Below are 25053 nucleotides of genomic sequence, written 5' to 3'. Positions count from 1 at the left end.
ATCACCTTGGGTCAGGAACAAAGTTACCCCAGGAATCAGCAGAAGGCCAGCAATTCCTGGGGTAAAGGCAAAACTTCTTGGAAAAAAGATTCAGAGTCCCCACCGGACAATAGCGGGCGTCTTTTTATCCCACCCCAATGTGCAAACCTTGGCGGTACCCAAAATAAAGTGCCGGCCCTCCGTGGGCGGCAGTTCCAACCAGCGCGCGGTGAGGATCCGGGAAAAATGTCCGTGCGCCACGATCAGTACATTGTCCATTCCGGATTCCAGGACCCGGCCGATGATCTTGTCCGCCCGCGCTGCCACCTCGTCCAGCGTTTCGCCATTGGGCACGCCGTGCGTCCAGATCAAGTAATCGGGGTTGTCCTTGCGGATCAGGTCGGAGCTGATGCCCTCATAGTCGCCGTAGTTCCATTCGACGGCGAGCGGTTCGTGCCGTGCGTCGGGGAAGCCGGCGAGTTCGGCCGTCCGCCGTGCCCGCCGCAGCGGTGAGGTGAGCACCAGGTCAAAGTCGACGCCGTCCAGCACCTTGCGGGCCTCCACGGCCTGCTGTTCGCCTTCCACAGTCAGGGGAAGGTCGGTGAGGCCTGTGTACTGCCCGCTCTTGGACCATTCGGTCTCGCCGTGGCGGAGGATCCAGAGCTGGGGGCGCGGGGCAAAGGCGGGATTGGTCACTTGGACTCCTCAGCGGGTGAAGGTTCGACGACGGCGGGAGAGGCATCTGCCCCGGGTCCGGCAGGTGCTGATTCAGGCTGTTCGGCCCACCAACGGAGCAGGCGCGCCTCCGCTTCCTCCGTGGGCAGCGGTCCGTCTTCCATGCGCTCGTTGAGGAGGAATTTGTAGGCGCGGCCCACTACCGGCCCCGGTTTTAGTCCCAGGAGGGCCATGATCGCCGCTCCGTCCAGGTCCGGGCGCACCGCGTCCAGGGATTCCTGTTCGCGAAGTGCGGCGATCCGGGATTCGAGGTGGTCGTAGGCGAAGGCGAGCCGTTCGGCCTTGCGCTGGTTGCGGGTGGTCACGTCGGAGCGGGTGAGCCGGTGCAGCCGTTCCAGCAGCGGGCCGGCGTCAGTGACGTAGCGCCGGACGGCTGAGTCGCTCCAGCCGGCGTCGCCGTAGCCATAGAAACGCATATGGAGCTCCACCAGGCGTGCCACGGCCTTGGTGGTGTCGTTGTCGAACCGCAGCGCCTTCATCCTCTTGGTGGTGAGCTTGGCACCCACCATGTCATGGTGCCGGAAGCTCACCGCGCCGCCCGGTTCGAAACGGCGCGTAGCCGGCTTCCCGACGTCGTGCATTAATGCTGCGAAGCGCAACACGAAGTCCGGCCCGGGCACGGGGCCCTCTGCGCCGGTTTCCAAACCGGCAGCCTGTTCCAGGACCTGGAGGGAGTGCTGGTAGACGTCCTTGTGCCGGTGGTGCTCGTCGGCTTCCAGGCGAAGGGCGGACACCTCGGGCAGCACGTGCTCGGCCAGGCCCGTGTCCACCAGCAGGTCCACGCCCACGCGGGGCCGTGCCCCGCAGATCAGCTTGACCAGCTCGTCCCGGACCCGCTCCGCGGAGATGATCTTGATCCGGTCCGCCATGTTGGTCATGGCCTCCCGGACGTCGTCGCGGACGGAGACCCCCAGCTGGGCGGCGAACCTGGCCGCACGCATCATCCGCAGGGGGTCATCCGAGAAGGACGCCTCGGGCGAACCGGGCGTGGCCAGCAGGGAGGCGTGAAGGTCACGCACGCCGCCAAAAGGATCCACCAGCTCCATGGAAGGCAGCTTCAGCGCCATGGCATTAATGGTGAAGTCGCGGCGCAGCAGGTCATCGGTCAGGGAGGAACCGAACGCCACCACCGGTTTGCGGGAGTCCGGATCGTAGGCCTCCGCGCGGTAGGTGGTGATCTCGATCTGGAAACCGGCCTTGCGCATGCCGATGGTGCCGAAGGCCTTGCCGATCTCCCAGAAGTTGTCCGCCCACTTCTTGATCAGGGCCACCGTCTGGTCGGGAGTGGCGTCAGTGGTGAAGTCCAGGTCTGGGGAGGTCCGGCCAAGGAACAGGTCGCGCACGGGACCACCCACAAGGGACAACTCGTGGCCGGCGTCCACGAAGCGCTGCCCGAGCTCCAGGACCACCGGATCCACCTTGAAGTCGACAGTGTGGGTATCAATCTTGTGATGTGCGTGCGCCATAGTTCCTTAAGCTTGGCAGAAACCAGCGCCACGGCAGTCCAAAAAAGCGTCACGATCCGCGCTGAATGGTGTTCCCTTCCCGAAAGTACGTCACATCCCGTCCATGTTGGGGTCATGTTCCGGTCATCACCGGAGGGCAACAGTCGTTAGAGTGGACTCCATGGCCCATCCAGTACCGAGCGCTCCAGGCAGGAGGACAAACGCACCGTTGCCGTCGGCGATCGGTGCGCACGTTGCCCCTGCCCAGCAGTCGGCACCGGCGTCGCTGCCCACGGTTGAGGAAGTCTCGGCCGGCGGCGTTGTAGTGGACACGTCCGACGCCGAATTGAGGGTGGCGATTATCGCCCGCCTTAACAGGGGCGGACGCCTCGAGTGGTGCCTGCCGAAGGGCCACCCGGAAGGCAAGGAAAACAACGAAGAGGCCGCTGTCCGGGAAATTGCCGAGGAAACCGGGATCGAGGGCGTCATCCTGGCCCCGCTTGGCAGCATCGACTACTGGTTCACCGTCAGCGGCCACCGGGTCCACAAGACCGTTCACCACTACCTCCTGCGCGCCACCGGCGGCGAGCTCACCATCGAGAACGATCCGGACCAGGAAGCCGTGGATGTCGCGTGGGTACCCATCCACGAGCTGGCCCGGAAGCTGTCCTTCCCCAACGAACGCCGCATCGCCGACCTCGCCCGCGAGGTCCTGCCCGGGCACCTCTAAGCCAGCCCGCCGCCGTCGCCATTGCGGTGTTCTGTGCCCGCGGGTGAGACGATGAAGTCGATGTCAGCTACCAACTTTCCTTCCGACCGGTCCGGCCGGCCCGATGACGCCGCACCCGACGGCGTGCCTCCGGAGCCGGCGGCGCCGGACATTGCCCAGCCAGCGGCAGCGGGTGCCAGCGAGACACGCTCCAGTGCCATCATGGCTGCCGGGACGCTCGTTTCACGGTTCCTGGGCTTCGGCAAAACCTGGATGCTTGGCACCGCACTGGGTCTGGGATCAACGGTCAACGACACATTCATCAATGCCAACAACCTGCCCAACTTGATCTTCCTCCTGGTGGCCGGCGGCGTGTTCAATGCCGTGCTGGTCCCGCAGATCATCAAGGCCAGCAAGGCTCCGGACAGGGGAGCCGACTACATCAGCCGGCTGCTCACGCTGGCGGTCCTGCTTTTGTTGGGCCTGACCGCGCTGGTGACCTTGGCCGCCCCGGCGGTTATCGAGCTGACCACGCAAGGCTACTCGCCCCAGCAGAAGGCCCTGGCGGTCACGTTTGCCTTCTGGTGCCTGCCGCAGATCTTCTTCTACGGCCTCTACGCCCTGCTCACCCAGGTCCTCAACGCCAACGGCGCGTTCGGCCCCGCCATGTGGGCGCCCATTCTGAACAACGTGGTGGCCATCGCCGGCCTGGGCATGTTCATCTGGATCTTCGGCACCAACGAGTTCAGCCCGCATACGCTGGACAACTGGGGTGCCACCCAAACCCTGCTGGTGGCCGGGTTCTCCACCATCGGCGTGCTGTCCCAGACCGCCATCCTGCTGGTACCGGTCTTCCGCCTCAAGCTCGGACTCCGGCCGCGTTTCGGCTGGCGGGGCGTGGGCCTGGGCCACGCCGCCAGGCTGAGCGTATGGACGCTCCTGACGGCCGCCGTCGGGCAGTTGGCCTTCCTCTATGTCATGCGTATCGCCACCATTCCCGGTGCGGAACGCATCCGGCTGCAGCAGGCGGGGGACCCCTCGGCCTCCACCCTTCCCGGCAACGCGGTCCTGGAAGTCGCCAGCCAGCTGTACCTGCTGCCGCACTCAATCATCGCGCTGTCCCTGGCCACCGTGCTGTTCAACCGCATGACGCGCGCCTCCCAGGAGGGCAACCGGGGGGAACTGCGGGATGCGCTCTCGCACGGTCTGCGGACCATGGCCGTGGCCACCGTCTTCGGAGCCCTGGCCCTGTTTGCCCTGGCAGGTCCGCTGGGCATGTTCTTCTCCGGCGGCCTGCGCCAGGACGGCGTCATGCTGGCCCAGACGCTCACCATCCTGGCCCTCAGCACCCCGTTCATGAGCGCCAATTTCATGATGTCCCGCGTCTTCTACGCCAACGAGGACGCCCGCACCCCGTTCTACGTACAGCTGCTCCTCGCGGTGGTGTACGTGGCTGGTGCCTTCGCCATCCAGTTCCTGCCGGTAGGCCAGATTATCTACGCCATTGCCGTCCTCTATATGGTGGGCAACATCCTGTCGGTGGTCATCAGCGCGTTCTTCCTGCGCCGCATGCTGGGCAGCCTCGACGGTCCCCGGATTGCCAACGCATACATCCGGATGGGGTACGCGGCCCTCGGCTCCGCCATCGCCGGTGCCGTCGCCCTGTGGCTGATGGGCAGCTACAACCCCGACGGCTTCGCATGGAGCGGGCGACTTCAGGCACTGGTGACGGTCGTCGTGGCGGGCCCGGTCATGCTGGCCGTCTACTTCCTGCTGCTCAAGCTGTTCCGGGTCTCCGAACTCAGCGATATGCTCCGGCCCCTGCTCGGACGGCTTGGCCGCGGCGGCCAGGCCCCTGCGCCGGAAGCCGGGGACGCGCCGTCGTCCGCTCCTGCCGACGAACCCTCCAGGCCCCGCCCCGAACGGGCCACCACCTCCGTGGACACCGGCCTCATTCCCAGGATCTCTGGTGAGTTCGACGCCGTCTCCTTCCGCGCCGGGCCCGACCCGGAGCGGGGTGGCCGCCGCCAGGAAACGCACGACGACGGCACCCGCCACAGTGCCGACCCAGGCTCCGAAGCGACCTACCTGCCGGGCGAAGACCAGCCGGGCACGGCCCGCGGAGGCCTGCTCAGCGAACAGATTCCACTTCCCGGCCGCCGCACCTACCAGGGGAAAGCCGGTGAGAACCCGTATTTCAGCAGCCGGCGCAAGCGTAAAAAGTGACGCGTGCATGCTTTGGGGCTTGTCTTCTCCGCGGCCGTCCGGGGCGGATCGGCTAGGATCGAACAGGTACAGGGGTAGTTGCAGTCAGGGTTTGGTCGTGCGCGGCGCCTGAACAGCGGTTGCGTCATCGAGGCCGGCAAACCCGGACAGTCTAGGAGGAACACGTGTCCAACCCGATCGATGTCGGATCAGTACTGGGCGGCCGCTATAAAGTGACTGCCACGGTGTTGGCCTCGCATGACCACGATCTGGTGCTGGATGGTGTGGACCAGGTCCTAAACCGTCCGGTCAGCATCCTGGTTGCAGGCCCAGAGAACACGGAACAGGTTGCGCAGAGCGCCCGCGAGGTGGCCACGGGCGAACGTCCCGGCAGCGTGCAGGTCCTGGACCTCGGCGTAACCGAGGACGCCACGTACCTGATTACCAACCACACCTCCGCCGCCGACCTGCTGGACCTGGTGGTGGCCCCCAGCCCGCCCTATGTTGAGCCGTTTTTCACGGACACGCTTGGCAGCGAAATCTTCGGACAGCCGCGGTCCCACGAGCCCGAACCGTACGACGAAGAAGACCACGTCGACGCCGGATACATCAGCTACGCCGATTCACATCCCAGCCAGGTTGATCCGTACCGTTCCGCTCCCTCCGTACCGCCCCGGCCGCCCGTTCGTCCCGCTGCCCAACAGCCCTCTTCGCAGCAACCCTCTTCCAACGGTTACCGCGGTGCTGGTGCTGGTGCTGGCGTGGCCGCTGCGGGTGCTGGAGCTGCTGCAGCCGCGGGCGCCGCCGCTGCCGGTTCAGGTGCTTCCGGTACCGCGGCATCCAAGGCGGGGGCAGGCGCCTCCCGGGTTGATCCGGATGCCACTGCCGCCCACCCAGTAGCCGGCCGTGCCCCTGCTGCTCCCGGACGGGCAGTTGCCGCAGATACAGACACAGGCCCGAACGACACGGCTGCTGTGGGCAGCACCCAGGCACAGCCCGCCTCCCAGCAGCAGCGCAAGCCAAAGGTTTCCCTATGGTCCGAGGACGACTATGCGCAAGTGGATGACCAGGACCATTACGAGGACAGGGACGTAGCTCAGCAGGAATCGCGGCCTGCCAAGGGCAAGCCGGGCCTCTTCCCACGCGCAGCAGCACCCGCTGCCGCCGGAGTCACCTTTGCCGACCGGGACGACACCGACGATGACCGTGATGAGTCCCAAAACCAGCCGCGTTCCATGCGCTGGTTGGTCGGGGGACTGCTTGCTGTCGTGCTGATCGCCGGCCTCATCTTCGCCGTGACCAACCTGGGCAGCCTGTTCAGCTCGGACCCGCAGGCCAAGCCGACGGCCGCGCCGGTCAGCACCAATGCTCCGCAGGCCTCCGCGCCGGCAACGCAGGCAGCTCCTTCGAAGCCCCCCGTTGTTCCGCCGGTGATCGAAAGCGTCAGTCGGCAGGGTAATTTCGATTTCGCCGCCACCTTCGACCGCGACTTGATCAAGGCATATGACGGCAACGCCGCAAGCTACTGGTCCGACATGGAGTTCGCCACGGAAAACTGGGGCGGTTTGGCCCCGCAGGGTGTTCCCCTGGTGGTGAAGCTGGAGAGCCAGTCCACCATCTCTTCCATCACGCTTTCCCAGCTTGGTGGTTCGGGCGGCAACATCACCGTGTACACCAATGACCGGCCCACCACTGAAGGTGCCAAGGTTGTTGGAACCAACAGCTTCACTTCGACTGATCTGAACGTGCCCCTCCCGGAGCCGGTGCAGACACAGTACGTGATTGTGTCCATCAATTCGCTGCCCAAGCTCGCAGCCCCCAAGACCCGCTATGGCTACGGACTCCGGCTGGCTGAGATCAAGGTTCAGTAGGTCCAAGGCAGGCGCTGCGACGGCTCGTCGTCTGCCTTACCCTTTGTCCACCATGCCTGGGCGCTGGAATATTCAGCACACGGACACAGTTGTGCCATGTGGCCGGCCTCCATGGGGAGGCGAGTCGAACAAGGAAGAGGTTCACGGTCCAGTGACCATCGAAGAGAAGGCGGCGTCCGACGTCCGCGACGTCATCATTGTCGGTTCGGGCCCTGCGGGCTATACCGCAGCCGTCTACACCGCCAGGGCAAACCTCAACCCGCTGCTGTTGGCCGGCTCAGTGACTGCCGGCGGTGAGCTGATGAACACCACGGATGTGGAGAATTATCCGGGTTTCCCTGAAGGGATTATGGGGCCGGACCTGATGGAAAACTTCGAGAAGCAGGCTGCCCGCTTTGGGACGGAGATCCAGTTCGAGGATGTAACCGCGCTTGAACTGGAAGGGCCGGTCAAGACCGTCACCATCGCCACGGGGGAGACCTTCAAGGCAAAGGCCGTCATTCTCTCCACCGGTTCCGCATACCGGGAACTGGGGTTGCCCAACGAGAAGCGGCTGTCAGGCCACGGTGTTAGCTGGTGTGCAACCTGTGACGGTTTCTTTTTCAAGGATCAGGACATCGCTGTGATCGGTGGAGGCGACTCCGCCATGGAGGAGGCTCTCTTCCTCACGAAGTTTGCGAAGTCGGTAACGGTTGTCCACCGCCGCGATACGCTGAAGGCCTCAAAAATCATGGCGGACCGCGCGCTTGCCCACGATAAGATCAACTTTGTCTGGAACAGCACTGTTGACGACGTATTGGGAACAGACAAGGTGACAGGTCTTCGACTGAAGAACCTGCTGGACGGTACGGTATCAGAGCTCGCCGTCACAGGTGTGTTCGTAGCCATCGGCAATGACCCGCGCACCGACCTCGTCAAGGACGTACTCGATCTGACGACGGAGGGAACCATCGCAGTGGAAGGGCGGAGCTCCCGTACCAGCGTGCCCGGCGTATTCGCGGCCGGGGACGTTGTTGACCCCACCTACCGCCAGGCCATTACGGCCTCCGGCTCCGGGTGTGTGGCAGCCATTGACGTCGAACACTACCTGGCAGACCTGCCGGCATAATCTGCGCACTGTTATCCAAGAGAAAGATAAGGTTATGAGCAACGCTAAAGAAGTAACTGACGCGAGTTTCAGCACGGACGTCCTGTCGGCCGAAAAGCCCGTCATCGTGGACTTTTGGGCGGAATGGTGCGGCCCCTGCCGCAAGCTGGGCCCCATCCTCGATGAAATCTCCGTTGAGTACGGCGAAAAGGTCGATGTGGTCAAGGTGAACGTCGACGACAACCCTGCTATCGCTTCGGAATACGGCATCACCTCCATCCCTGCCGTGTACCTCTTCCAGGGTGGCGAAGTGAAGAGCACCGTTATCGGAGCCAAGCCGAAGCAGTTCTTTGAGAAGGAATTCTCGGACGTTCTTTCCTAATCGCAAGCGCCCGGGCTGATTCTGGGGCGCGTTTCGTAAAGCAGTGGCCGTTGCCGGAAGGCGATGGCCACTGTTTTTTTTGCGAATCAGGAACGCGACGTCTATACCTGCTGACACTCCGGCGCCGACTCTGGGCAGACGCGTGGCTGCTGTTTCACGTGAAACACTGGCAGCTTCCGCCCCAGGTCGCGAGTGAGGGGGAGGGACTGGAGGTAGAGCTCCTATGTTTGCCTCATGTCGTCGGAACGGGACGAGTGCCACTGCTGCGGTGTGCGGCGTTCAGAGCATAGGAGCGCGTGCCGCTACATCCTGCGTTCTAGCAGGGCATGAGGAGGTTCGGCGACTGTGCGCTGCAGTACGAAGAGCTTGCCCTCCATCCCGGGGTTACAAGACGCTGTCTATTCCTTCGCCGCGCAATGCTACCCGGCGCGCCTAATCGCGGTGCCGTTTCACGTGAAACAGTACGAGCCACCCGCGTTAGGGCATGACGCACTGCAAGCACGCAACCTACTTCGCAACATATCCAACTATCTTGCGTATGTTGGGAGCCGCTCGATGATGCCCCACTAGGCAGTTAGGCAAACGGACAACCGAACGCACCAGGGCCAGCACACACTCCCCAAGCACGAGGACTGACCCCGCGCAGTGCAGTCTCGTCTAGAACAAGCCGATCGCGTACTGACCTGCACCGCAGCCCTGGGCTTCACAGCCCGGCCGAAGGCTCGTAACACCGGGGCCGCCGTACGCCTGACTGCGGCTTACACGCGCCTCAAGCCGAAATTGCCTTTGCACATTCCTGTTGAATCCCACCTGCCGAAACGCAGGCCAGCCGTCTTGCACCACACTGTCTACCCACAGTACTGAGCGTGACTCCGCTCTGCCGTGCGGATGAAGACGGACGACATCACCCTGAACGCACCTAGTCGGGCCGCGCGGACAAACCCACATGTAGACCACGGCGGCTAGCAGTAGGCGCAGCCCGTGGGAGACCCGATATGTCTCTGCCTCTCCCTCTCGCAAGGTTATCCTCCATCAGCTTTCCATCGGCACCACCGCCTGCACATGGAGCTTGACCTGGTCAGTTAGCAATGAGGCCACAATGAGGCCCCTTGCGTCAGGGCTGCACGATGATGGAACCTGGTCTTGAAGGAGTACCAAAGAATCAACGTATTCCCAAGAGCGACGCCGCCTATAGCAGTCCGCAGACGTGGTACTCCTAGGGCAGAGTTGCCAGCCGCCACGGGGAGTCAGCGACCCCCCGCCCCTTCCAGCGGTGCCACCAGCCCTCCTCTCACTCGGTCCGTGTGTTCCCACGAGGCGGCGGCTGCGACTGCGCGGATGTTCCACGTGAAACTGGTGCCGTGCCGGCAACCTGCATGTATGAGGTCCGATAACGCGCGCAACGACTGCTGATGCGTGATGGAGCGCGGCGTGCGCCCTGCTCATAAGGCAGGGCCCGCGCCTTGCCGCGACCCCGGGATAATGAGCCCTCCGTCGCCGTGCCTAGGCACCACGCCGCACTGCGGACGAACAGACCCTGCCGCACACATGTTTCACGTGAAACTGTCGCCCCTCTACTGCAAGAGAAGGAACGAAAATGAGCGTTGCGACGTCAGTATCAGTGAACAGAAGAGCGTCCTCCGATGAGGAGAGTCAGGAACCAGGCCGGCGTGGCGAACCACTTAGGAGCAATCGCTGCCAGAACATGAGCCGTGGTGGCGTGCGGAGTTCGGTAACCGCACCGGCGCCGTATCAGCACCTCATGCCTGGGTAGCGCTTGTGGTCGCGTCCCACGAATCGCCGCGAACACCGGCGCCTGCCCGTGCATCTTAAGGTCTCTGTCGGAGCCTGCGGCAGCCTCGGCTAGTCGATGTCGTCCGCATGGTAGAAAGCCTCCCTGAGTGATCCGCGTGCGAACATTGGACGTCAAAGTATCAGCAGTTTGGTCGCGGCTGTCTCGAAGGGCGCAGCCTAAGGCCGTCGTACTCACAGTGGGTATGGCGGTCTGCTCAGCGTACGCGGAGACGTGACGGCCCTGTGGGGAAGCGGAGCCAACGCGTCTTCCTCGGCCACGATGACGCCCTTGGGGGTACCGACCGCACTCCTGGCAACGCAGTCGTCCCCAATCTTATCCACAGTCGCCGCGCGGCCATCCACAGGATTATCCACAGCGTCCATGAACCTTCACGAGTCGGGATTGCCGAACGCCTGAACAGTCGGAGCTGCGTACGTCGGCGTGCGCCCTAGCACCGATATTACCGGTCGCGTACGGAAGCTCCCAGGAGCCACAAGGGGCGTGCAGGGAGCAGTCAATGCAACCGATCCGCGGCGACTCCGAGGCAGAGCAGCGGCACGGCTGGGCGCTGACGATCGTTTCACGTGAAACAGCGCGGTTGCTTCGCTCCGCTGCACCCGACGGGCGCTCTTACGGGATGCTCGTGTCGCTGCAGGGGGATGGAGGATGCACCGAGATATCCCCAGACCGCCGCGGTTATCCACCTCGTTATCCACAGGTCCTGGATTCCCACGCGAGGCGAAGCCCGCGTACCGCTAGTTCCTAATAATAGGCGTAAGGAGACAGCTCAAATAGGAAAGACGCTATCCGGTGGGTTTGCTCAGGCGGTACCAGCATCTCCAACTAGTCCTCGCCCGGGCGGATCTCACAGCGATAGGGGCCGGCAAGCAGCTTCTTCCTGCAAACCCGAGTCGAACCATGGTGCAGAGGTACCTGGTGTCCGTTGGCGTGCTGTGGCCCTGAGATGGCAGTCGTACGGCTGTCCACCGTCACTGGCTCGATGCCTGGCCGTCCTGGACGGACGTGCGAACGGGTCTCGCCGCTACATGTCGAGTAGGGATAGCGGCGCCTTGCAGACCTCGGAGGAACGGCCCCGGTAGGGGCCGTGTACTTTAGCTCATCCTCACAGCGGCGCAAAGCTGTGCATCATGCCATTCGCCCTAACCGCTACGCACATCATGAGCGCCAGCGGGATACGCGCGGGTTCATAAGCACCCATGCAGACGTCGGTACACCTCCGTATACAGAGCAGCGCGGCGCGCAAACGGATCGTGCGCTCATCCCTGCACGAGCATCTCGCGTCGACGGCCTTAGGAGCTGATCGCGATTTAGATGTTGGGCGTCGTGCATCAGGACTGCAGGCGGGAGAGAAGTAGTTTCACGTGAAACATCCCCGGTGATAAGCGCGGATGCTGGGGCGATGGCGATGCATCCACAACGCTGGACGAGAGAACGAGCCCAGCGGAGACAGCAGATGCCATAGATGGAAGGAAACCTGTCCGAGCATGCGAGGGGAGCGTGCACTATCCAAAGCTGCGAGACGGGGCAAGCGGTTGAGCGGTCCTTGGCCCAGGCCGCGCTGTTTCACGTGAAACGTGCCTGCTCCTCCTTCCGCCTGCCAGTCACCACGGAAGTATCCGAGGTAGAGAGCTAGCCCCCCTCAATCCATCTACAGAACGAGTGCGCAGGTATCACAAAGCGACAAGAGAACGCGCGGGCATGCTAACGGTATCGGTGAACGGATGGCAAACGCCTATGCGCCGCGGTTACTCCGGCCCTTCCGAAGCCAAGATCCTGCTGAAGGGACAGGCCACCCGAAAAGGTGCTCGACGGAATCGCATGAATACACTTAATTGCGCAGGAATCGTACGGCCGCTGACGCACAAGAGGAAGGCCAGCGCCGACACGTCAGTCTGAGCGGGTGTCATCCGTAGACTCCCGTGTACCGTTCCACTGAACTGGCGTCTTTCAGTCGGCAGAAATGGAAGTGACTCGAGAGTAAACACCACGCTGTCTAAGTTGCCCATCACTGTAGATCTACGCATCGAGGCTCAGCAGCAGAGACGGAGGACACCGACATGGACACGGCAAAACGAGCGTGGGCGTCTGAGTGGCGTACCCCACTCGCCCGCGCCGCCGCTACTGGGGCAGGCGTGTTTCACGTGAAACGTGCGTTCCTCTAGCCTGGAAATGAACAAAGCCCAAATCTCGGTTCGCCTACTCGTCCATCAACGCGAACTGATATTTGCTGGGATCCATGAAGAAGGCACATGGAGACGGGGAGCTGGGACTAAAGAGACGAAAGCGTGGAGCTAGTAATCGAACAGTAGGCCACCGAAGAAGCTGGTGCCAACTGGAGGGGACGGCGACATACCCGCCATCAAGTACCGCCCGCATGGAGTCGGGCAAAATCTGCTGCAATATCGGCTGCCTGAAGGGCACTTATGTCCTCTACTGGTGCTGCTAAGTTGCAGGTGGCAAGCACAGGCTGCGCCGCTGTAGCGGAAGAGCGCCAAGGGGGAGCAAACGGCCTTGTCCTTCACGGCATCCAGCGATCCTCGGCAACGACCGGCTACCACACCGATATTGCATAGAAAAAGGCCCGATTCCGAGGAATCGGGCCTTCTCGGCGTTTCAGTTCGTCGAACCGGGAGCTAAAACATCCATGATTCGGTTCAGGTCCTCTACGCTGGCAAATTCGATGCTTACCTTCCCCTTCCTTACGCCAAGGGAAATCTTGACGTTCGTATCAAGGCGGTCGGAGAGCGAGGAAGCCAGGTAGTCCAGACGTTCATGTCGGGCCCCAGGGCGCGGAATGTTGTTCTTTGCAGGCTTTGCGGGGTCCTGGTAGAGGGTCACAGCCTCCTCTGTGGCGCGTACGGACATTCCCTCTGCCACGATCTTCTGCGCAAGGCGCTCCATGGCTGCAGCATCAGGAAGCGAGAGAAGGGCCCGGGCATGTCCTGCAGAGAGCACACCGGCGGCCACGCGGCGCTGTACCAGCGGGGGAAGCTTCAGGAGGCGGAGAGTGTTGGATACCTGGGGCCTTGAACGGCCGATGCGGTCCGCGAGCTGCTCGTGGGTGGTCCCGAAGTCTTCAAGGAGCTGCTGGTAGGCCGCAGCCTCTTCAAGCGGATTAAGCTGGCTGCGGTGGAGGTTCTCAAGCAACGCGTCCCGGAGAAGGTCGTCGTCCGCTGTATCACGAATGATGGCAGGGACAGTTTCGAGCCCCGCGGCCTGGACAGCGCGCCAACGGCGTTCACCCATGACGAGCTCATAGGGCTCGCTACCCGATTCGGTTGATGTCCGAACGACGATGGGTTGAAGAACCCCGATCTCGCGTACGGAGTGGACCAGCTCGGCCATGTCGTCTTCGTCGAAGACATTTCGGGGCTGCTTCCGGTTCGGGTGGATGTCGGCCACCGGAATCTCGGCGAAACGGGCGCCGGGAACCTCGACGAGCTCGATGCCTGAGTCAGCTGTCTTGCTGGCCGTGGCATTCCCAGCGGGAGTTGCAGTATCCGTCGGCGTCGTTGCTGCTGGATCGCCTACGGCGGCATCAGACTCGGCTGCCGGCTTGGACTCGGCGGTGGGGGACTTCGTGGCAGGAGTCCTTTTGGCCGGCATGGGCGGATCCGAGGGTGCTGGCGCGGATTTCCTGTTGCCCGTCGCGGGAGCGGATTTGGAGGCAGCTGTCTTAGCCGTAGAAGGACGGGCGGCCGGGGCTGCGGCTTCCTTCTCCTGCAACCGGGCGGCTGCCACCGCAGCGGGCTGCTCGGCCGATTCTGTTTTCTTCCGCCCTTCTGGGAAGAAGAGATCCACAGGCCGGGATACCGCCCCACTGTTGCCGGAACCATTGGTTGCGGCGGAACTTGGAATCAGCGCGCCAAGACCGCGGCCTAGGCCTCGTCGCTTATCGCTCATGGGTAAATCCCTCCAGTGGTAGAGCGAGGCCAAGCCTTGCTCCGTGCGTTGCGGTATTGAAGATTTTATCGTTCCGCTATTTCGGCAGCGGCTTCCAGGTAGGACAGGGCACCGCTTGAGGACGGATCGTACGTCATGACAGTCTGCTGGTAGCTGGGGGCTTCGGAGATCCGCACGGACCGCGGGACAACGGCCGAGAGCACCTGGTCGGGGAAGTGCTGGCGTACCTCCGCGGCAACCTGGGCAGCAAGGTTGGTACGGCCGTCATACATGGTGAGCAGGATGGTCGACACAACGAGGTCCGCGTTGAGGTGTTTCTGGATCATCTCGATATTCTTGAGCAGCTGGCTGAGGCCCTCCAGTGCGTAGTATTCGCACTGGATGGGAATCAGTACTTCACTGGCCGCGCAAAACGCGTTTACAGTCAGCAGGCCCAGGCTGGGCGGGCAGTCAATAAAGACGTAGTCCAGCCGCTCCTCGCCGTTCTTCTCCCGCGTCTTGGCATACACATCGATGGCGCGGCGCAGCCGCTGTTCCCGGGCCACGAGGGACACGAGCTCAATCTCGGCTCCTGCCAGGTGGATCGTGGCAGGTGCACAGATCAGCTTGCCAATATCCGGGCACGGGGCCACCACGTCAGCGAGCGGAACGTCGTTGATCAGGACATCGTAGATGCTGTCCACATCCGCGTGGTGTTCGATCCCCAGGGCGGTGGAGGCGTTGCCCTGCGGGTCGATATCAATGACCAGTACGTTCAGTCCGGCAGCTGCCAGGGCGGCCGCAATGTTCACCGTGGTGGTGGTCTTGCCCACCCCGCCCTTCTGGTTGGACACAGTGAAGATCCGGGTCTTTTCAGGGCGTGGAAGCTGGCGTCCCATCAGGCGCTCACGGCGCTTCGTCTCGTGGGCGAGCTCGCGTGCGATGGGGCTGGAGTCGTCGATGGCGTCAATAACGTTGGATCGACCATTGGAGGTTGTTTCACGTGAAACTGTTTTGCTGGGAGCTGGAGAGGAAACCGTTTTAGGGTGGTTTCCTCCTCGGGCAGGAGCCATGCCGGTTCCGGTAAGCCCGGACCCAGCGACAGAACGTGCCGACCCCAAGGACACAAACGGCGGGATCCGTTGTGCGGAGGCTTCACTACTGGTCACTGGGGCACACTCACTCTCGTTCAGCCAATTTTGCTGCCGTGTCTAGCCTAACTGCTCCGGTCTGCTGACAGCCGTCAGCGGGCCCGGGTCAGGACTTCTTTTGGGACTTGTTCACCACGATGCGGACCACCGTGGTGGGCTCCTCGAGGAGGTTGTCGCCTACAGTCAGCACCGACGTCTCAACACCACCCAGCTTACGGATAGTCTTGGCGGCCTTCTCAATCTCTTCACCGGCACTGCGGCCCTTGATAGCCACCACTTCACCCCGCCCACCCAGAAGCGGGATGGTCAGGCCGGCGAGGTTTGTCAGTGCAGATACGGCCCGGGCCGTTACTACGTCGGCGTCCACGTGCCCCACAGCCAACTCAGCCCGGGTACGCATCACCGTGACGTTATCCAACCCGAGGTCATCCACTACTTCCTGGAGCCAAATGACCCTGCGCTCCAGCGGTTCAATCAGGGTCAGCTCAAGGTCCGGGCGCGCGATGGCAAGGCACAGGCCGGGCAGCCCGGCGCCGCTTCCGACGTCGGCCACGTGGCTTCCGGGGGCAATCTCGCTTTCGATGACTGCACAATTTAGGACATGCCGGCTCCACAGCCTGGGAACCTCCCGCGGACCAATGAGGCCCCGCTCAGTTCCGGACGTGGCCAGGTGCTCCACGTAGCGCTTGGCCAGGTCCAGCCGGTCGCCGAAGATTTTCTCAGCAGCGAGTAGCTCTGCTGCCGTGATGTCAACCATGGTTATTGGGCCAGCATTCTCTAGTCCGCGGAAACAACAATATGGCGTCCGGCGCCTTCGCCCTCGGACTCGCTGACCAGGCCGAGGTCGGCCACAGCATCGTGCACAATCTTGCGTTCGTAGGCGCTCATAGGTTCCAGCGCCACAGACTTGCCGGTTTCCTTCACAGAGGCTGCGGCATCTTCGGCGATCTTCTGCAGGTGGCCGGTGCGCTCCTGCCGGTAACCGTTAATATCAAGGACAAGCCGGGAACGGTTTTCCGTGGCTGACAGTACTGCCAGCCGCGTCAATTCCTGAAGTGCTTCGAGGACCTCTCCGTCTTCGCCAACCAGGCCCTCAAGCCCTTCAACTTCCTCGTCGGAGACAATGGAGATATACGTGCGGCCGTTGCGGACCTCGATGTCGATGTCGCCGTCAATATCGGCGATGTCCAGCAGCTCCTCCAGGTAGTCCGCAGCCACGTCCCCCTCTTCCTCGAGGCGGCTGGCGGCAGAACCCTTGACGGCGGAATCATCCTGGTTCACGGAATCGTCCTGATCTTCGATCTCTTCAGAAAAGGCGTGCTCGGTGCTCTCAGCTGACATTACTTCTTCTTCCTGTTCTTGCGCTGGGGCTGGACGCGCTGTCCCTTGATCTCAACTGCGGCGGCCGCGGCGTCGTCGGCTGCTTCGTCCCGCTTGCCGGTCAGGACGGACAGTGCCGGCAGACCCTTGGCGGCGCGGCGTTCGGCGAGGGCCTTGGCTGCGGGGGATCCCGGCGTCGGCATGCGGCGGATGACGAAGAACTGCTGGCCCATGGTCCAGAGGTTGGTGGTGGTCCAGTAGATCAGCACGCCGATGGGGAAGTTGATGCCGCCTACGCCGAAGACGAGGGGCAGGATGTACAGCATCATCTTCTGCTGGCGCATGAACGGGCTGGCCATGGCTTCTTCAGACATGTTCTTCGCCATGATCTGCTTCTGGGTGATGAACTGCGAGGCCGTCATGGCCAGGATCATCACGATCGACAGCACCACCACGGCAACCTGACCGCCGCCACCCCCGCCATGCAGCAGGGAGGCGGACAGCGGAGCCCCGAAAATGCTTGAGGCGTCGAATTCCACCACCTGCTCGTGGCTCATGGCACCGATGCCCTGGCCCTGCTCCTTGGCCCCCGAAATACCGGACAGCACCTGGAACAGAGCGAAGAAGAACGGCATCTGGATCAGCATGGGCAGGCAGGCGGAGAACGGGTTGGTTCCGTGCTTCTTGTACATGGCCATCTGTTCCTGCGCCATGGCCTGGCGGGACAGCTGGTCGGTTTTGCCCTTGTACTTGTCCTGGAGCTTCTTCAGGTCGGGCTGCAGCAGCTGCATGCCACGCTGGGCCTTGATCTGCTTGACGAATACCGGGATCAGGGCGGCACGGATCACCAACACCAGTCCGATGATGGACAAAGTCCAGGTCCAGCCGTTCGCGGCGGGCATCCCGATGGCACTGAGGCCATCGTGGAATCCAATCATGATGATGGAAACCAGCCACTTGAACGGGGCCATGATTGTTCCAAAGAAGTCCATACTTATCCCTATTCGTCAGGCCGCACTGCGGCCTTCTTCATCAGTCTTAACAACCAGGAACTTGTCCGGGTTGTTAAGCACAACAATTGTGGGGGTCTGGCCTTCAGGCCATTCCCTGCCGCCGGCGGGGACGTGGTCCACTCCGCCGGCGTTCCATGGATGGCAGTGGCCAAGGCGACGGGCTGCGAACCAGCTTCCTTTGACGGCGCCGTGTACAGTGACCGCTTCAAGGGCATAGGCCGAGCACGAAGGGAAGAATCGGCAGACCGGGCCGTACAAGGGAGAAACCACCTTGCGGTATGCCATCAGCAGGAGAATGAGGATGTTCCGGGGCAGGTTCCAGAGGAACTTCCCGACGGCGGCGGTCACATTCCGGAGACGGGCGACGACGGCAGTGGCGTTAGGCACGCGTTGTCCCCTCCTGTGTTGTACCGGCCGAACCTTTGGCGGCAGCCCGTGGAGGGCGGCCGGCCAGCCGGTTCAGCGCAGATCCCAGTGCAGCGTTGTAGTCCGCCAGCAGCTGGTCCCAGCTGGCGGCGGCAGACGCGGGAAGCGCCCGCACCACAATGGCGAGCCCCGTGGGGTGCCCACCCAGCGATGCAGCAGCTGCTTCTCTCAGTCTCCTCTTAACGAGGTTCCTGACCACAGCGTTCCCTACACTCTTGGAAACAATGAACCCGATCCGGCTGGGTTCGTCGGCAGCAATGGCTGCCGCATATAACACTACGTTCCGGCGCCCATTGCGGACACCGGAACGTACAGTTGTTGAAAAGTCGGTTGAGGTCCTCAAGCGGTTGCGGGCGGCCAGCACCTTAAACTCGCAATGGGGATGTCTACCGACGAGCCAGTTATTTAGGCCGACAGTTCGGTGCGGCCCTTGCCACGACGGGCTGCCAGGATGGCACGGCCGGCACGGGTACGCATACGAAGGCGGAAGCCGTGCTTCTTGGCTCGACGGCGGTTATTCGGCTGAAAAGTCCGCTTGCTCACGTTAGTTACTCCAGTGGATCAAAGGTGCGCCCACCCGATCAGTATGGGGAAGAACTGGCCGACGCTAAGTTTTGTATATGTACGCTTGCCCCGGCTGCCCAGGCGCGCTGCGCTTGGATAGTTCGGTTGGGGCCAAAAGCGGACACAAAGGACTTCACAACGTTAGGGCAATCCGCGGTCAGGAGTCAAACCGGAAGGTGCCTCTCCGGCTGTCCCCAGCTGTGCCTAAGTATCCCCACAACCCTGTGGATGAAGTGCCTCACAGGGCCGGCTGGAGAACCACACCCGTGTAATTATCCACAGCCGGATAGCCAGCTATCTTCTAGGCTTTTCATCCCCTAGAGTGTCCCAGTAGCCGATTATCCACGGGCTGTGCATAACCCTGTGGATGAACTTGGGCCAGGACCCTGGTTCCGGACCTGGGCTGCAGGCAATGCAGGCATAGCAAGTTTTGAGGGAACCGATTGATGACAGTAGACGAAGCCAACCACGCCAATACTGTCGGAAGTTCCTGGCGCCGGGTTGTCAGCCTGCTGGAACAGGACCACCGTGTTTCCCCCCGGCAGCGGGGCTTTGTCATTCTTGCGCAGGCGCAGGGTCTCATTGGTTCAACCCTCCTCGTGGCCGTCCCCAACGAGCTCACCCGGGAAGTGCTGCAGACGCAGGTCAAGGATGCGCTTGACGACGCGCTGCACAATGTCTTCTCCGAGGACATCCGCTGCGCCATCGACGTCGACACTGACCTGGTTCCCATCCACGCGGAGCCCGAGCCCGTCGTCGAACCCGCCTACGCACCGGACCAGTTGATCGAGCAGAAGCCGCAGCCCATGCTGCCCAGTACTTCGCACGAATTTGGCCGGCTGAACCCCAAATACGTGTTCGATACCTTTGTGATCGGCTCCTCCAACCGCTTTGCCCACGCCGCCGCCGTCGCTGTCGCTGAAGCTCCCGCCAAGGCATACAACCCGCTGTTCATCTATGGCGACTCCGGGCTGGGCAAGACCCACCTCCTGCACGCGATCGGCCACTACGCCCGGCGGTTGTACAGCGGCATCCGTGTCCGCTATGTCAATTCCGAGGAATTCACCAACGACTTCATCAACTCCATCCGTGACGATGAGGGTGCCAGCTTCAAGACCACGTACCGCAACGTGGACGTGCTGCTGATTGACGACATCCAGTTCCTGGCCGGCAAGGACCGGACGCTGGAGGAGTTTTTCCATACGTTCAATTCGCTGCACAACAACAACAAGCAGGTGGTCATCACGTCCGACCAGCCGCCCAAGCTGTTGGCTGGTTTCGAAGACCGCATGAAGTCCCGCTTCGAATGGGGCCTGCTCACCGACATCCAGCCGCCGGAACTTGAAACCCGTATCGCCATCCTTCGCAAGAAGGCCCTGAGCGAGGGACTCTCCGCCCCCGATGATGCCCTGGAATACATCGCCTCCAAGATCTCCAGCAACATCCGCGAGCTCGAGGGCGCACTGATCCGGGTCACGGCATTCGCCAGCCTGAACCGCCAGCCCGTGGACGTGGCCCTTGCCGAGATGGTCCTGAAGGACCTCATCACCGACGACGGTGCACAGGAGATCACGTCTGCGCAGATCCTCCAGCAGACCGCGGACTACTTCAAGCTCAGCATGGAGGAACTCTGCAGCAAATCCCGCACGCGGACTCTGGTCACCGCCCGCCAGATCGCGATGTACCTCTGCCGGGAGCTGACTGACATGTCGCTTCCCAAGATCGGCCAGGAACTCGGCGGCCGTGACCACACCACCGTCATCCACGCGGACCGCAAGATCCGCGAGCTGATGGCCGAGCGCCGTGTGATTTACAACCAGGTGACGGAGCTGACCAACCGGATCAAGCAGCAGCAACGCGACTCCTGAATCCACACGGCGCCCCGCACTCTATACCTTATTAACAGGGGCATGTGGATAAGCCTGTGGATAGTTAAGGGGACAAGCGCCATTAATGGGCTTAAAACCCTTAAGCCGTCTGTGGATCGTCGAAAACCGGCTTTTGCGTTGTCCCCATCCACACCCTGTTTAAAACCCAGCTACGCACATTCGATGAACAGGGCTTAACCGCGGATCCGTGCGACAGGACTGGGTTATCCACAGTTTCCACAGCAGTTATTAACACTACAAATCCCAAAAAATTGAAGTCCCTCAAACAACAAGATCGATGCGCCCGTCCTCCGAGGGGGCCTGCCGGCCCAATGGAGCAGGCGGAGCAGACCCGGGGGATGGGTTAATCCCCGATCTTCCGGCTAAGCTGTCAGCAGCGCTCCCATCCCTGGGTTTTCGTGTGGTTCCCGTCTCCGCGGACCATGCACCAGCCGGGTTGCGCCCAACTTCTTCCGGAGTTTTCCAGCGAAACTCCCGGGTCATTTGGCAGCAGCAATGAAAGGCGGCACCCTTCCGTGAAGTTCAGAGTCGATCGGGACGTCCTGGCAGAAGCCGTTACCTGGACAGCCCGGTCCTTGTCTCCGCGGCCGCCCGTACCCGTCCTTTCCGGCCTGCTCCTGAAGGCTGAAGCGGGAACCGTCAGCCTCTCCAGCTTTGACTACGAGACCTCAGCGCGGCTTGAGATCACGGCAGACATCCGGGACGAAGGCACCATCCTGGTCTCCGGCCGGCTGCTTGCCGATATTTGCCGCAGCCTGCCTTCCGCGCCGGTGGACGTTGAAACCGACGGCAACAAAGTCACGCTTACGTGCCGCCGGAGCAGCTTCCACCTGGCCACCATGCCCGAAGCCGAATACCCGCCGTTGCCTGCCCTGCCCGCAATCAGCGGAACGGTAGCCGGCGATGCCTTCTCGCAGGCTGTCTCCCAGGTCATCATTGCGGCAAGCAAGGACGACACCCTGCCCATCCTCACCGGCGTGCGGATGGAGATCGAAGATGATCTGATCACCCTGCTGGCCACCGACCGCTACCGGCTGGCCATGCGCGAAGTCCCATGGAAGCCCGTTACACCGGGCATCTCCACCAGCGCGCTGGTCAAAGCCAAAACCCTCAACGAGGTAGCCAAGACCCTGGGCAACAGTGGAGACATCAACCTGGCATTGTCCAACGACGACAGCCGCCTGATCGGCTTCGAGAGCGGCGGCCGCACCACCACGTCCCTGCTCGTGGACGGCGACTACCCGAAGATCCGGTCGCTATTCCCCGAATCCACACCCATCCACGCCACGGTCCAGACCCAGGAACTGGTGGAAGCCGTCCGCCGTGTATCGCTGGTGGCCGAACGCAACACCCCGGTCCGGCTCGCCTTCACTGCCGGCTTGCTGAACCTGGATGCCGGCACGGGTGAGGATGCGCAGGCGTCGGAGGAACTCGAGGCCCAGCTGTCAGGCGATGACATCACCGTTGCCTTCAACCCGCACTACCTCATCGAGGGACTCAGCGTCATTGAGACCAAGTTCGTGCGGTTCTCCTTCACCACGGCGCCCAAGCCGGCCATGATCACCGCCCAGGCCGACGCCGACGGTGAAGACCAGGACGACTACCGCTACCTGGTGATGCCGGTCCGCCTTCCCAACTAGTCCCCACCGCCCCCTTGCCTCGCAAGCTCGGCCAGGGAACCCGGACGGCCTGGGCCCACCCACCGCCTCCCACCGCCAACCCCGTTCCTCCCACTAGCGCAGAAAAGAGTTCCACCATGCACATTGGACTGATCGGCCTCGGCAAAATGGGATTCAACATGCGCGAACGCTTGCGCAAGGGAGGCGTGGAGGTCACCGGCTACGACCGGAACCCGGACGTCACCGACGCCGCCAGCGTCGATGAGCTGATCGCCGCCGTTCCAGCACCAAGGATCGTCTGGGTCATGGTACCGTCGGGTGCCATCACGGACGCTGTGATTACTGAGCTTAGCGAAAAGCTGCAGCCGGGAGACCTGATCATCGATGGCGGCAATTCCCGGTTCACTGAAGACCAGAAGCATGGCGAACTGCTCGCCGCCAAGGGCATCCGCTTCGCTGACTGCGGCGTCTCGGGCGGAGTCTGGGGCCTGCAGAACGGGTACGGGCTGATGGCCGGCGGCGACGCGGCGGACATCGAACGGGCACTCCCGGTCTTTGATGCCCTGCGCCCGGAAGGAGAGCGGGCGGACAGCTTTGTCCACGTTGGCGGTATCGGCGCGGGCCACTACGCCAAGATGGTCCACAACGGGATCGAATACGGCCTGATGCAGGCGTACGCCGAGGGCTACGAACTGCTCGCCGCCAAGGAGATTGTCACGGACCTGCCCGGCACATTCCGGGCTTGGCAAAAGGGAACGGTGGTACGTTCCTGGCTCCTTGACCTCATGGTCAAGGCCCTGGACGAGGACCCGGGCCTGGCCTCGATCGACGATTATGTAGAGGACTCCGGCGAAGGACGGTGGACGGTGGAAGAGGCAATCGCCAACGCTGTCCCCGCGCCGGCCATCACCGCTGCACTGTTCGCCCGCTTCGCATCCCGGGAGGACGCCTCGCCCGCCATGAAGATGGTTTCCGCGCTGCGCCACCAGTTCGGCGGCCACGCAACCCGTCCCGCCAAGTAGCATCCATCGGGAACCAACAGCGTTCCCAGAATTGCCGAAAACCGCGTGTATCTGGAACACCTTTCACTGACCGACTTCCGCAGTTACGCCCAGGTTGACCTTGCCCTGGGTCCCGGCGTTACCGTCCTGGTGGGATACAACGGCATTGGCAAGACCAACCTGATGGAAGCCATCGGGTACCTGGCCACCCTCAGCTCACACCGGGTCAGCTCCGATGCTCCGCTGCTGAGGTTTGGCACGGAACGGGCCCTTGTCCGCGCCCGCCTGGTCCGTGGAACCCAAACCACTGTCCTTGAGCTGGAAATCAACGCCGGCCGGGCCAACCGGGGCCGCATCAACCGCAGCAACCCGGTGCGCGCCCGCGACCTTCTTGGCATCTGCCAGACTGTCCTCTTTGCCCCGGAAGACCTGGCCCTGGTCAAGGGTGATCCCTCCAACCGCCGTCGCTTCCTGGACGAGTTGCTGGCCAGCCTGGTTCCGCACCATGCCGCCACGCGCAGCGACTATGACCGCGTACTGAAACAGCGCAACGCCCTGCTCAAGTCGGCCCGCGCCGGGCGGTTTACCGCCGCGCATGAGTCAACCCTGGACGTGTGGGACCAGCACATGGCCCGGGCCGGAGCGGAATTGCTGCATGCACGGCTGGAACTGGTGGAACGGCTCCGCCCGCACCTCGCCCGGGCCTATGCGGAACTCACGGACGCGTCCAAGCCCGCTGACGCCACCTACCGGTCCACCCTCCAGAACCAGATGGACGACGACGGCGTCCCGGCCGCCGCAGGGCAGCCCGCCGCAGCGGGAGGTTCTTCAGGCGAACCGGACGACCTCCGCCTGCTCTCCGTTGAACAACTCACCGACCGGTATGTCCGGGCGTTCGCGGAATCGCGGAAAAAGGAACTGGAACGGGGCATCTCCCTGGTCGGTCCGCACCGCGACGAACTGGAGCTGATGCTCGGCCAGGCGCCGGCCAAGGGCTACGCCTCGCACGGGGAAACCTGGTCCATGTGCCTGTCCCTCCGGCTGGCCTCCTACTACGTCATGCTGGATGATGCCCGGACCGGCGGTTCAGCCCCCATCCTCATTCTTGACGACGTCTTCGCAGAACTGGACGTCCAGCGCCGGCGTAAACTGGCGGCAATAGTCTCCGGCGCGGAACAGGTCCTGGTGACCGCCGCCGTCGACGCCGATATTCCGGAAGAGCTGTCCGGGCGGCGGGTGAAAGTCATCCCGGGAGGTATCGATGAGCAGTGACCAAGGCGGCGGGCTGCAGCCCGGCCGGGAACCTGACAACATCGATGCCCCGCAGGCTGCGCTGAACCGCATGCGCGAGGCCGCGGCGGCGCGCGGCGAAGTCCGCAGGAAAGTGGCGCGGCCGGGTTCGCAAAAGGCCAAAGGCAGTATCCGCGACACCCGCGGCTTCAGCCAGTTCCACGCCACCGGCCGTGACCCGCTGGGCCTGGGAAAGGTTGTCGGACGGCTGGTGGCGGAGCGGGGCTGGACCTCACCCGTGGCCGTCGGATCCGTCATGGCCGAGTGGTCCACCCTGGTGGGACCCGAAATCTCCGCCCACTGCACACCGGAAAGCTTCACCGACACCACCCTCCACGTACGGTGTGATTCCACTGCCTGGGCCACCCAGCTGCGGCTTCTGAGCAGCAGCCTGCTCGACAAATTCCGCCGTGAACTGGGCGACGGCGTGGTCACCAGCATCCAGGTACTTGGCCCCTCGGCACCGAGTTGGCGCAAGGGTGGGCGCAGTGTCAACGGCCGCGGGCCGCGGGACACGTACGGATAGTCCGCGCGGCAGCTCTTGAAACTGCTTCCCAGGCCGTGTACGGCGCTGTAAGGACTCGAGGGCGTATAGGCACCCGGAGGGCGCACCGCTGGGCCGCCCTAGGCAGGGCCTAGAGCCTCGCAGAGCCATATTCGCTGCGGGCG

General features: G+C 62.9%; 20 protein-coding genes. 10 read left to right on the top strand and 10 right to left on the bottom strand.

Annotated features, from left to right (window positions below; all coding sequences use genetic code 11):
* Positions 1-90: 90 nt before the first annotated feature.
* On the bottom strand, positions 91-675 hold the full coding sequence (locus tag QF031_RS20260; protein ID WP_307432455.1) for a histidine phosphatase family protein: 585 nt from the start codon (positions 673-675) through the stop codon (positions 91-93).
* A complete protein-coding gene (locus QF031_RS20255) occupies positions 672-2180 on the bottom strand; it encodes a CCA tRNA nucleotidyltransferase (RefSeq protein ID WP_307432453.1) in 1509 nt (502 codons plus the stop codon). Before QF031_RS20255 ends, QF031_RS20260 begins: the two co-directional genes overlap by 4 nt.
* Positions 2181-2388: 208 nt before the next feature.
* Between QF031_RS20255 and QF031_RS20250 the strand changes: the two genes are divergently transcribed.
* The 5 genes from QF031_RS20250 to trxA all read left to right on the top strand — a co-directional run bounded on the left by QF031_RS20250 (position 2389) and on the right by trxA (position 8413).
* Positions 2389-2889 (top strand): NUDIX hydrolase, encoded by a 501-nt coding sequence (locus QF031_RS20250; protein WP_307433540.1) that lies wholly within the window; start codon positions 2389-2391, stop codon positions 2887-2889.
* Between the two features lie 60 nt (positions 2890-2949).
* Positions 2950-5094 (top strand): murein biosynthesis integral membrane protein MurJ, encoded by a 2145-nt coding sequence (gene murJ, locus QF031_RS20245; RefSeq protein ID WP_307432450.1) that lies wholly within the window; start codon positions 2950-2952, stop codon positions 5092-5094.
* A 164-nt stretch (positions 5095-5258) separates the two neighbouring features.
* On the top strand, positions 5259-6944 hold the full coding sequence (locus QF031_RS20240) for an ABC transporter substrate-binding protein (protein ID WP_307432447.1): 1686 nt from the start codon (positions 5259-5261) through the stop codon (positions 6942-6944).
* 151 nt (positions 6945-7095) lie between these two features.
* Complete coding sequence (gene trxB / locus QF031_RS20235) at positions 7096-8052, top strand: thioredoxin-disulfide reductase (RefSeq protein ID WP_307432443.1); 957 nt, start codon at positions 7096-7098, stop codon at positions 8050-8052.
* Between the two features lie 34 nt (positions 8053-8086).
* A complete protein-coding gene (gene trxA, locus QF031_RS20230) occupies positions 8087-8413 on the top strand; it encodes a thioredoxin (RefSeq protein WP_307432440.1) in 327 nt (108 codons plus the stop codon).
* 4429 nt (positions 8414-12842) lie between these two features.
* Here the strand turns inward: trxA and QF031_RS20225 are convergent.
* From QF031_RS20225 to rpmH, 8 genes are all read right to left on the bottom strand, one after another.
* Entirely contained in the window at positions 12843-14132 is a 1290-nt protein-coding gene (locus tag QF031_RS20225) for a ParB/RepB/Spo0J family partition protein (protein WP_307432437.1), read from the bottom strand.
* Positions 14133-14197: 65 nt separating this feature from the next.
* A complete protein-coding gene (locus tag QF031_RS20220; RefSeq protein ID WP_307432434.1) occupies positions 14198-15280 on the bottom strand; it encodes a ParA family protein in 1083 nt (360 codons plus the stop codon).
* An 88-nt stretch (positions 15281-15368) separates the two neighbouring features.
* Entirely contained in the window at positions 15369-16019 is a 651-nt protein-coding gene (gene rsmG, locus QF031_RS20215) for a 16S rRNA (guanine(527)-N(7))-methyltransferase RsmG (protein WP_307432431.1), read from the bottom strand.
* Between the two features lie 20 nt (positions 16020-16039).
* A complete protein-coding gene (locus QF031_RS20210; RefSeq protein WP_307432428.1) occupies positions 16040-16603 on the bottom strand; it encodes a Jag family protein in 564 nt (187 codons plus the stop codon).
* A complete protein-coding gene (gene yidC, locus QF031_RS20205) occupies positions 16603-17574 on the bottom strand; it encodes a membrane protein insertase YidC (RefSeq protein WP_307432425.1) in 972 nt (323 codons plus the stop codon). The genes QF031_RS20210 and yidC overlap by 1 nt, the downstream gene beginning before the upstream one ends.
* A 15-nt stretch (positions 17575-17589) precedes the next feature.
* Positions 17590-17982, bottom strand: a complete 393-nt coding sequence (gene yidD, locus QF031_RS20200; protein ID WP_307432422.1) for a membrane protein insertion efficiency factor YidD — start codon at positions 17980-17982, stop codon at positions 17590-17592.
* Positions 17975-18385 (bottom strand): ribonuclease P protein component, encoded by a 411-nt coding sequence (gene rnpA, locus QF031_RS20195; RefSeq protein WP_307432419.1) that lies wholly within the window; start codon positions 18383-18385, stop codon positions 17975-17977. Before rnpA ends, yidD begins: the two co-directional genes overlap by 8 nt.
* 41 nt (positions 18386-18426) lie before the next feature.
* The gene (rpmH, locus tag QF031_RS20190; protein WP_003800212.1) at positions 18427-18564 is read right to left on the bottom strand and encodes a 50S ribosomal protein L34; all 138 of its coding nucleotides are present in this window, start codon (positions 18562-18564) and stop codon (positions 18427-18429) included.
* 467 nt (positions 18565-19031) lie between these two features.
* Between rpmH and dnaA the strand changes: the two genes are divergently transcribed.
* The 5 genes from dnaA to QF031_RS20165 all read left to right on the top strand — a co-directional run bounded on the left by dnaA (position 19032) and on the right by QF031_RS20165 (position 24910).
* Positions 19032-20453 (top strand): chromosomal replication initiator protein DnaA, encoded by a 1422-nt coding sequence (gene dnaA, locus QF031_RS20185; RefSeq protein ID WP_307432416.1) that lies wholly within the window; start codon positions 19032-19034, stop codon positions 20451-20453.
* A 536-nt stretch (positions 20454-20989) separates the two neighbouring features.
* On the top strand, positions 20990-22114 hold the full coding sequence (dnaN, locus tag QF031_RS20180) for a DNA polymerase III subunit beta (protein WP_307432412.1): 1125 nt from the start codon (positions 20990-20992) through the stop codon (positions 22112-22114).
* A 116-nt stretch (positions 22115-22230) separates the two neighbouring features.
* Positions 22231-23115, top strand: coding sequence for a phosphogluconate dehydrogenase (NAD(+)-dependent, decarboxylating) (gene gnd / locus QF031_RS20175; protein WP_307432407.1), 885 nt, complete (start codon positions 22231-22233; stop codon positions 23113-23115).
* 45 nt (positions 23116-23160) lie between these two features.
* Complete coding sequence (recF, locus tag QF031_RS20170; RefSeq protein ID WP_307432405.1) at positions 23161-24366, top strand: DNA replication/repair protein RecF; 1206 nt, start codon at positions 23161-23163, stop codon at positions 24364-24366.
* Positions 24356-24910: a DUF721 domain-containing protein gene (locus QF031_RS20165; protein ID WP_307432402.1), complete on the top strand. Its 555-nt coding sequence runs from the start codon at positions 24356-24358 to the stop codon at positions 24908-24910. The genes recF and QF031_RS20165 overlap by 11 nt, the downstream gene beginning before the upstream one ends.
* The last annotated feature ends 143 nt before the right edge of the window (positions 24911-25053 follow it).

The organism is Pseudarthrobacter defluvii, assembly GCF_030816725.1.
Classification (GTDB): domain Bacteria; phylum Actinomycetota; class Actinomycetes; order Actinomycetales; family Micrococcaceae; genus Arthrobacter; species Arthrobacter defluvii_A.
Note: the sequence above shows the minus strand (reverse complement) of the source record. Positions and strands in the feature narration are given on the sequence as shown.